Source organism: Chitinophaga sp. 22620, assembly GCF_052044405.1.
GTDB lineage: Bacteria > Bacteroidota > Bacteroidia > Chitinophagales > Chitinophagaceae > Chitinophaga.
The window spans coordinates 1-657 of record NZ_JBQEMV010000012.1; the positions used below are offsets into that span (position 1 = coordinate 1).

At 43.8% G+C, this 657-nt stretch carries 1 rRNA gene; it reads right to left on the minus strand.

The annotated features are described in order from the left end of the window. Positions 1-566 precede the first annotated feature (566 nt). Positions 567-657 (minus strand): 5S ribosomal RNA (gene rrf, locus ACTJIK_RS25730); the annotation flags it as partial.

Consider the following 657-nt stretch of genomic DNA (forward strand, 5'->3'; position numbering starts at 1 on the left):
TTTCAATTTTAATATGTTATCGCTAACATTACCTGTGTTTTACTTCCACCACCCTTCCGGGTGGCTTCTGTGCTGTTGCTTCCAAACTTTCAAAGAACTTATCTGACCTGGTCTGCACTCTTGCAGTCCGTCTGCGGTCAAAATTGTCAGATGCCAAGGTTGCGAACCTCCAGGCCTAACGCCTGCATCCTGGTTATTTTTTCGTGATGTTTCTAAAGAACTGTGACCGTAACGGCCCTTTTTGTTGTTGTTGTTTCCCCTTCTTTCCCGGCCCTGCCGCACACTCTGTTTCGATGGGAGTGCAAAGGTAGTGCTTTTTTTGTTTCTTCCAAATTTTTAAACAGGATTTTTAGATTTTATTTTCCTGATTCTCAATTACTTATATCTACTGAATAAGTGCGCTGTTTCTACGCTGGAATCCCGGGCACACAAAGAACTACTGGCGCTTTTTTCAAAGCGGATGGCAAAGATAGCAACTTAATCGATTACTACAAAATTTTGCAGGAGAACTTTGTGGAGGGTGGGAAGATAAAAAAGTCCCGGTACAAGACCGGGACTTTCAATAAATATGGCAGCTACCTACTCTCCCGCATGATAGTGCAGTACCATCGGCCATGAGGGGCTTAACTTCTCTGTTCGGAATGGGAAGAGGTGAAC